The sequence below is a fragment of the Streptomyces sp. NPDC007162 genome (assembly GCF_040634175.1).
Lineage (GTDB): Bacteria > Actinomycetota > Actinomycetes > Streptomycetales > Streptomycetaceae > Streptomyces.
Genome location: NZ_JBEYFC010000038.1, coordinates 23,820 through 31,704, shown reverse-complemented (window position 1 = coordinate 31,704; position 7,885 = coordinate 23,820). Strand labels below are relative to the sequence as shown.

The window sequence follows — 7,885 nt, the reverse complement described above, 5'->3', positions numbered from 1 at the left end:
GGCTGCCCAGGTCGAGCTTGGTCATGGTGCGGTTGAGGTGGGTCTTCACGGTCGCCTCGCTGATGTAGAGCCGGTCGGCGATCTCCAGGTTGGACTGGTCGCGGGCTGTGGGAAGCCGGCGTCAGCCGTGCTTGGCGCGGCTGGCGGCGCGGGCCCGCTCGCGGGCGTCCAGGTTCACCTTGCGGATCCGGACGGCCTCCGGGGTCACCTCGACGCACTCGTCGTCGCGGCAGAACTCCAGCGACTGCTCCAGGGAGAGCTTGCGCGGCGGCACGATCGCCTCGAACGTGTCGGCCGAGGACGACCGCATGTTCGTGAGCTTCTTCTCCTTGGTGATGTTGACGTCCATGTCGTCGGAGCGGGAGTTCTCGCCGACGATCATGCCCTCGTACACCTCGGTGCCGGGCTCCGTGAACAGCACACCGCGCTCCTGGAGGTTCGTCATCGCGAACGCGGTGACGGCACCGGCGCGGTCGGCGACCAGGGAGCCGTTGTTACGGGTCTGCAGGGGGCCGAACCAGGGCTCGTGGCCCTCGTGGATGGAGTGGCCGATGCCCGTGCCGCGGGTCTGCGTGAGGAACTCGGTACGGAAGCCGATGAGACCGCGGGACGGCACCACGAACTCCATGCGGACCCAGCCGGAGCCGTGGTTGGACATGTTGTCCATCCGGCCCTTGCGGACGCCCATGAGCTGCGTGACCGCGCCCATGTGCTCCTCGGGCACGTCGATCGTCATGCGCTCGACGGGCTCGTACGTCTTGCCGTCGACCTGCTTGGTGACGACCTGCGGCTTGCCGATGGTCAGCTCGAAGCCCTCGCGGCGCATCTGCTCGACCAGGATGGCGAGCGCCAGCTCACCACGGCCCTGGACCTCCCAGGCGTCCGGACGCTCGGTGTCGAGCACGCGCAGCGAGACGTTACCGATCAGCTCGCGGTCGAGGCGGTCCTTGACCTGACGGGCGGTCACCTTGCGGTCCTTGACCGCCGCCTTGTTGTCGGCGCCCTTGCCGGTGCCGCCACGGCCGACCAGCGGCGACGTGTTCGTACCGATGGTCATCGAGATCGCCGGCTCGTCGACCGTGATCAGCGGCAGCGGGATCGGGTTCTCGGGGTCGGCGAGGGTCTCACCGATCATGATCTCCGCGATACCGGCGACGGCACAGATGTCACCCGGGCCCGCCACCTCGGCGGGCTTGCGGGTGAGCGCCTCGGTCATCAGCAGCTCGGTGATGCGCACGTTGGACATCGTGCCGTCACGCTTGATCCAGGTGACGGTCTGGCCCTTGCGCAGCTCGCCCTGCTCGACGCGGAGCAGCGCGATACGGCCGAGGAAGTTGTCGGCGTCCAGGTTGGTGACGTGCGCCTGGAGGGGGGCCGACTCGTCGTACTCGGGGGCCGGGACGTGCGACAGGATGGTGGAGAAGAACGGCTCCAGGTTGTCGCTGTCCTGCGGGACGGTGCCGTCCTCGGGCTTGGTCAGCGAGGCCACACCGTCCCGCGCGCACGCGTAGACGATCGGGAACTCGATCTGGTCCTCGTCGGCGTCCAGATCGAGGAAGAGGTCGTAGGTCTCGTTGACGACCTCGTCGATCCGGGAGTCCGGGCGGTCCGTCTTGTTGATGCACAGGATGACGGGCAGGCGCTGCTGGAGGGCCTTGCGCAGCACGAAGCGGGTCTGCGGCAGCGGGCCCTCGGAGGCGTCGACGAGCAGCACCACCGCGTCCACCATCGACAGACCGCGCTCGACCTCGCCACCGAAGTCGGCGTGGCCCGGGGTGTCGATGATGTTGATGGTGATGACGTCGCCGCCATCCTTGGGGTGGTACTTCACGGCCGTGTTCTTGGCCAGGATCGTGATGCCCTTCTCACGCTCCAGGTCGTTCGAGTCCATCATGCGGTCGTCGAGCGACTCGGCGGCGTGCGCCGCGAAGGCACCGGCCTGCTTCAGCATGGCGTCGACGAGGGTCGTCTTGCCGTGGTCGACGTGGGCGACGATGGCGACGTTGCGGATGTCGTGGCGCGTAGCCATGGTGCGGCGTACTCCCGGGGTGTTGAGAAGGCCCTCTGCGTACGTCCGTTTGACGTGGGCCTGCCGGGCTTGACACGCCACGGCCTCACCCCATGTTACGTGTCGTTTGTAACTGGGGCTCGCTGGGCCGCCGGAAAGGCCGTTCCGGGCGCTCTACCCCTTGGCCGGACTCGCCGACGCCTTCGCCCCCTTCTTCAGGAATCCCATGTCCTGGTAGACCGGCGTGCGGAACCCGAAGGCCCCCACGTTCACCAGCCCCTTGCGGGCGCCCACGATCTGCGGCCGCTGGTACAGCGGCAGTGATCCCGCCGAGGCCCAGATCCGGGAGTCCGCCTTGCGCAGCAGACCGTCCGCCTCGTCCTCGTCCAGCGTCCCGAGCGCCTGGTCGAAGAGCTGGTCCACCTGGTCGGTGCCCACCCGCGTGTAGTTCTGCTCCACGTTCAGCGACCCGTCGGCCGCCACCACGGGCTTCGCGTAGATCGGCCGTGCGTCCGTCGCCGGGTACGCGGACGCCGGCCACGAGTACAGCGCGAGGTCGTACTGCCCGGCCGCGATGTGGTCCTTGAAGTAGCTGTCGTCGGAGACCTTCTTGATCTCGGTGAGAATCCCCACCTTGTCCAGCATCTTCGAGATCTGGTCGGCGACCGCCCGGAGCGTCTCCGAGCCCGGCCCGGAGGGCAGCACGAACCGCAGCGAGAGCGCCTGCCCGTCCTTGGCCAGCGGCCCGGCCGGCGCTCCGGCACCCCTGGGCGCGGCGGTGCCCTTCGGCGCGTACGCACCGGGCGCCCCGTGCGCGTGGTCCTTCTGGTGGTCGCGGGTGTCCTTGCCGTCGGGCCCCTTGTCGTCCTCCCCGACGATGTACTGCCCGTCCCGCCCGCCGTCGGACTTGTCCTCCTTGTCGCCGTCGCCCTTCTCGCCCTTGTCCCCCTTCTCGCCCTTCTCGCCCTCCGCGCCGGCCGCCTTGCCCGCCGCCTTGATCGGTCCGCCGGCCACCCAGCCCGCGTCGGCGAGCAGCGCCTGCGCCTCGTGGGTGTCGAGGCCGCCGAGCGCCCCGCTGCCGTCGGCGTAGACGGCCTGCCCGGAGAGGCCGAGGTGGCTGCCGACCGGTACCGCGGGCAGCCCCAACGGGGCGAGGACCAGCTTGGCCAGGGCCTTGCGGTCGAGCGCGCGGGCGACGGCCCGCCGGACCCGCTCGTCGGCGAGGGGACCCTCGGAGCCGTTCAGGGCGAGCTGGGTGTAGGCGGGCTCCAGCGACTTGCGCACGTCGAAGGCCCGCAGTTCCTGCTGCTGCTCCAGCCACTTCGCGATGCTCCTGCGGAGCTTCTTCGGCCCCTTCGGCAGTTTCTCCTCGTCCATGCCGAGGGTGAGCGCCCAGGAGCGCAGCTTCTTGGCGGAGGTCTTGCCCGCGCCCTGCAGTGGCGTGCCGGTGCCCTTGTCGCGCCCGGCGATGATGATCCGCTCGGCCTCGGAGGCGTCGATGTCCGCGACGTCGACCGTGCCGGCGGCCAGCGCCGAGGCCCGCTTCTCGCGGGGGACGGCGTGCAGGTCGATCTCGTCGAGCTTGGCCGGGCGGCCCCACCAGCGCGGGCTGCGGGTGAGGACCACGTCCTTCTTGGCGGTGTCGACCTTGTCGACCTTGAAGGGTCCGGCCGTGACCGAGAGCTTGCGGCGGGCACCGTCGTTGAAGGTGTCCGGGGTGCCCATGACGTCCTTCGGGTACAGCGGCGAGAACAGCGACTGCCAGTCGGCGTACGGACGGTCGAAGGTGACCCGGACCTCCAGGTCGTTGGCGCCGCGCTCGATCTGGGCGATGCGGTCGTACCCGGCGTTGCGGGCGGTCCAGTAGGCGGGGTCCTTGCCGGACAGGGCGCGCCACTGGGCGGCGAAGTCGGCGGCGCCGATCTCCCGGCCGTCGCTCCAGACGGCCTGCTGGTTGAGCTTGTAGAGGACGACCTGGCGCGGCTCGGTCTCGATGACCTTCGCGGACTCCAGGTAGTCGGGGTTGCGGACGGGCTTGCCGGTGGCGTCGATGGTGAACATCGACGGCAGGACGGCCTGGGCGACCCGGGTGGTGCCGGCGTCGGCGTCGGCCTGGAAGGTGTTGAGGGTCTCCGGTACGGCGTCCACGGCCATCTTGAGCGTGCCGCCCTCGGCGACCGCGTCCCGGGCGACCGCCGCGATGTCCGGTCCGGCGAGCGGCTTGCTGCCCTCGTCGTCGGAGCCGCAGCCGGCGAGGAGGGGGGCGGCCAGGGCGCCGGCGGCGAGGAAGGCGAGGCTGCGTTGGAGGCGCCGCGATGTGCGGCCGTCGTGCGGCTGCGGCGCCGTCGTGGCCTGTCGCGCCCGCGCGGCGGTAGCCGCACGTTCAATAGCGCCCCGCGCCCCTGACGGGGCGCTGTGGCCGACGCCGTGGTGAGACATCTCTGCTTACCTCCGGGAGACCCCGTGACACGGGTGCGGTTTGTTCACATTTGGGGGTATTTTGGAGTTGATCACATGTACGTCAGTTGTACGGACCCCACTGAAATGGACGGGGTCCCCCGGCCGGGGACGACACGGCGGCGCGGAGTGTCAAAGCCCACCCGTGCGGCGCAACGCCCCGGCGCACACAGAGCGCGTGCGGGCGTGCGACGGAGGCCTGCAATCCGCCAATCGCTGCACATGGCTTCACATCGGCAGGTGTGACGCGCAACACTCGCAGGCGCATGAACGTCGCCGCCTTGGACCACCGAGTCCGTGGAAGTGAGGTCACGTCATGTCCGTGCACGACGACCTGACGTCAGTCCAGCGTTGCCTAGAAGACCTGACCCGGTCCGTCGGCCGCCTGGAGCAGCAGCTCGGGAGCGGCGGACTGGAGATGCGCCGCGTCCGCACCGACGCCGATCACCTGCGCGAGAGCGTCGCCCTGCTGCGGGAGGCCGCCCACACCGGCGCCCCCGGCAAGCGCCCTGAGCTCGTCACCATCTCCGACGACCCGTACGACATCAACCTGTGGACGGACACGGACGACGAGGGTCTCGGCGCCCGCGACCGGCACGCGCCGTAGGAGCGCCGCCCGCAGGCCCCCGCCCCCCGAACCGACCGGAGTCATCCGTTGGCCACTGGTACGGAACCACATCCGAACAGCGGCGGCGTACGCACCCGTACGCGCGCCGCGATCTCCGCCCCGCACCTGCGGACCGACCGCTGGTGGCTGGCACCCGCCGTCACCGCGGCCGGTCTGTTCGCGTTCGTCGTCTACTCGACCTGGCGCGCGTTCGCGAACGCCCACTACTACTCGGCGCCGTACGTCTCGCCGTTCTACTCGCCGTGTCTGGCGGAGAACTGCAAGAACATGCCGGTCGGACCGAACGCCGACCTCTTCGGCAGCTGGTGGGCGATCTCACCGGCGATCATCATCCTGATCTTCCCGCTGGGCTTCCGGCTGACCTGCTACTACTACCGCAAGGCCTACTACCGCAGCTTCTGGGCGTCCCCGCCGGCCTGCGCGGTGGCCGAGCCGCACGCGAAGTACACCGGCGAGACCCGCTTCCCGCTGATCCTGCAGAACATCCACCGGTACTTCTTCTACGCCGCCCTGCTGGTCGCCTGCGTGCTGACCTACGACACCGTCCTGTCCTTCCGCGACCCGCACGAGCGCTGGGGTCACATGGGCCTGGGCACCCTGGTCTTCCTGGCCAACATCACGCTGATCTGGCTGTACACGCTGTCCTGCCACTCCTGCCGGCACATCGTCGGCGGCAAGCTCAAACACTTCTCCACACACCCCGTGCGCTACAAGGCATGGCAGTTCGTGGGCCGGCTCAACGCCCGGCACATGCTGCTCGCCTGGGCGTCGTTGGTGAGCGTCGCGCTCGCCGACTTCTACGTCTACCTGCTCGCGTCCGGTGTCTTCGACGATCCGCGATTCTTCTAGGGACTGGGGCTTCTGATGGCGGCGGTGGAGCGGCAGCAGTGGGACGTGGTGGTCGTCGGCGCCGGCGGCGCGGGCCTGCGCGCCGCGATCGAGGCGCGCGAGCGGGGCGCCCGTACGGCGGTGATCTGCAAGTCGCTGTTCGGCAAGGCCCACACGGTGATGGCCGAGGGCGGCATCGCGGCGGCCATGGCCAACGTCAACGAGCACGACAACTGGCAGGTCCACTTCCGCGACACCATGCGCGGCGGCAAGTTCCTCAACCAGTGGCGGATGGCCGAACTGCACGCCAAGGAGGCCCCGGACCGGGTCTGGGAGCTGGAGACCTGGGGCGCCCTGTTCGACCGCACGAAGGACGGGAAGATCTCCCAGCGCAACTTCGGCGGCCACGAGTACCCGCGCCTCGCCCACGTCGGCGACCGCACGGGCCTCGAACTGATCCGCACCCTCCAACAGAAGATCGTCTCGCTCCAGCAGGAGGACAAGAAGGAGACCGGCGACTACGAGTCCCGGCTCAAGGTCTTCCAGGAGTGCACGGTCACGCGGATCCTCAAAGACGGCAGGCGGGTCTCCGGCGTCTTCGCGTACGAGCGCGAGAGCGGCCGTTTCTTCGTCCTCGAAGCGCCCGCCGTGGTGATCGCGACCGGGGGCATCGGCAAGTCCTTCAAGGTGACGTCGAACTCGTGGGAGTACACCGGCGACGGGCACGCGCTGGCGCTGCTGGCCGGGGCGCCGCTGCTGAACATGGAGTTCGTGCAGTTCCACCCGACGGGCATGGTCTGGCCGCCGTCGGTGAAGGGGATCCTGGTCACCGAGTCGGTGCGCGGTGACGGCGGGGTGCTCAGGAACTCCGAGGGCAAGCGGTTCATGTTCGACTACATCCCGGACGTCTTCAAGGAGAAGTACGCCGAGTCCGAGGAGGAGGGCGACCGCTGGTACGAGGACCCCGACAACAACCGGCGTCCTCCGGAACTGCTCCCCCGCGACGAGGTGGCCCGGGCCATCAACTCCGAGGTGAAGGCGGGCCGCGGCTCCCCGCACGGCGGGGTCTTCCTGGACGTGTCGACGCGCATGCCGGCCGAGGTGATCCGGCGCCGGCTGCCTTCCATGTACCACCAGTTCAAGGAGCTGGCGGACGTGGACATCACCGCGGAGGCCATGGAGGTCGGGCCGACCTGCCACTACGTGATGGGCGGGGTCGCGGTGGACTCCGACACCGCCGCCGCGCGCGGGGTACCGGGTCTGTTCGCGGCCGGCGAGGTGGCCGGCGGGATGCACGGCTCCAACCGGCTCGGCGGCAACTCGCTGTCCGACCTGCTCGTGTTCGGCCGCCGGGCGGGCTGGCACGCGGCCGACTACGCGGCGGAACTCGGCGCCCGGCCGCCGGTGGACGACGACCAGGTCGACACCGCGGCCGCGGAGGCGCTGCGCCCGTTCTCCGCGGAGAGCGAGGAACCCGGCGGGGGCCCGCCGGAGAACCCGTACACCCTCCACCAGGAGCTCCAGCAGTCCATGAACGACCTGGTCGGCATCATCCGCCGGGAGGGCGAGATGGAGCAGGCCCTGGAGCGGCTCGCCGCGCTGCGGGTCCGGGCCCGCCGGGCCGGGGTGGAGGGGCACCGCCAGTTCAACCCGGGCTGGCATCTCGCCCTGGACCTCAGGAACATGCTGCTGGTCAGCGAGTGCGTGGCCCGCGCCGCCCTGGAGCGCACCGAGTCGCGCGGCGGGCACACCCGTGAGGACCACCCGACGATGGACCGCAGGTGGCGACCCGTCAACCTGCTGTGCCGGCTGGCGGATCCGACCGGAGGGCTGGCGGCCACCGACCCGGTGCGCGGCCAGATCGACCTCACCCGTGAGAACACCGACCCCGTCCGCGCCGACCTGCTCGCCCTGTTCGAGAAGGAAGAGCTCGCCAAGTACCTCGCCGAAGAGGAGCTGTAGGA

The 7,885-nt window shown here is 70.0% G+C and carries 5 protein-coding genes and 1 pseudogene; 3 read left to right on the top strand and 3 right to left on the bottom strand.

Features of this window, described 5'->3' with window-relative positions:
* From ABZ646_RS07175 to ABZ646_RS07165, 3 genes and pseudogenes are all read right to left on the bottom strand, one after another.
* Nucleotides 1-106, bottom strand: a pseudogene (locus ABZ646_RS07175) (LuxR C-terminal-related transcriptional regulator); the annotation flags it as partial.
* Between the two features lie 15 nt (nt 107-121).
* Complete coding sequence (gene typA, locus ABZ646_RS07170) at nt 122-2,029, bottom strand: translational GTPase TypA (protein WP_360513856.1); 1,908 nt, start codon at nt 2,027-2,029, stop codon at nt 122-124.
* Between the two features lie 153 nt (nt 2,030-2,182).
* Nucleotides 2,183-4,447: an ABC transporter family substrate-binding protein gene (locus tag ABZ646_RS07165; RefSeq protein WP_360513853.1), complete on the bottom strand. Its 2,265-nt coding sequence runs from the start codon at nt 4,445-4,447 to the stop codon at nt 2,183-2,185.
* 334 nt (nt 4,448-4,781) lie between these two features.
* Here ABZ646_RS07165 and ABZ646_RS07160 point away from each other — a divergent pair, with 334 nt between their 5' ends.
* From ABZ646_RS07160 to ABZ646_RS07150, 3 genes are read left to right on the top strand one after another with little or no spacing between them, the layout of a single operon-like run.
* Entirely contained in the window at nt 4,782-5,072 is a 291-nt protein-coding gene (locus ABZ646_RS07160) for a hypothetical protein (protein ID WP_360513850.1), read from the top strand.
* A 48-nt stretch (nt 5,073-5,120) separates the two neighbouring features.
* Nucleotides 5,121-5,942: a hypothetical protein gene (locus ABZ646_RS07155; protein ID WP_360513847.1), complete on the top strand. Its 822-nt coding sequence runs from the start codon at nt 5,121-5,123 to the stop codon at nt 5,940-5,942.
* A 15-nt stretch (nt 5,943-5,957) separates the two neighbouring features.
* On the top strand, nt 5,958-7,883 hold the full coding sequence (locus tag ABZ646_RS07150; RefSeq protein ID WP_360513844.1) for a fumarate reductase/succinate dehydrogenase flavoprotein subunit: 1,926 nt from the start codon (nt 5,958-5,960) through the stop codon (nt 7,881-7,883).
* Nucleotides 7,884-7,885: the final 2 nt, after the last annotated feature.